This window comes from Vibrio sp. 1978 (genome assembly GCF_033344345.1).
Genome location: NZ_JAWPOP010000799.1, coordinates 1 through 575 on the forward strand (window position 1 = coordinate 1; position 575 = coordinate 575).

The following is a 575-nucleotide window of genomic DNA, read 5'->3' on the forward strand; positions in this document are numbered from 1 at the left end:
AGTCGATTTCCCAACCATGATAAGTCGAGCAACGGATTACGTGAATAAAGGGAAGTTCGTATCGCCTTGGCGTTTTGTTATGGTCGATGAGTATCAAGATATCTCTCCAGATCGTTTGGCGTTGATCGAAGCGTTATGTGAATCAACAGAGAAGCAGCCTGGCGCAACCTTGTTTGCCGTAGGCGATGACTGGCAAGCGATTTACCAGTTTGCGGGCGCAGATGTGGACTTGATTACTGGGTTTAAAGAGCGATTCGCTCACTCTACGGTACATCACCTAGACACGACCTATCGTTTCAATAATCAAATTGGCGATGTGGCGAATACGTTCGTGCAGCAAAACCCATCACAATTACCGAAGACGCTCAACAGCCACAAACAACGCAAGCAAAAGAGCGTGCACACAGCGCCAAGCAACCAAGTTGAGAAAATCCTCGATCAATTGAATCAACAAGCGAAACAAACTAAGTCTGTATTGCTGCTTGGCCGTAACCATTACCATAAACCCGATTTGTATGATGACTGGTTAAGACGATTCCCGAATCTCGATATTCGTTTTATGACTTGTCATGCGA

Annotated in this window: 1 protein-coding gene; it reads left to right on the top strand. The window is 45.6% G+C overall.

Going from position 1 to position 575, the window contains the following annotated elements:
* On the top strand, positions 1-575 hold a 575-nt coding region (locus R8N49_RS29175), incomplete at both ends, for a UvrD-helicase domain-containing protein (RefSeq protein ID WP_318190704.1).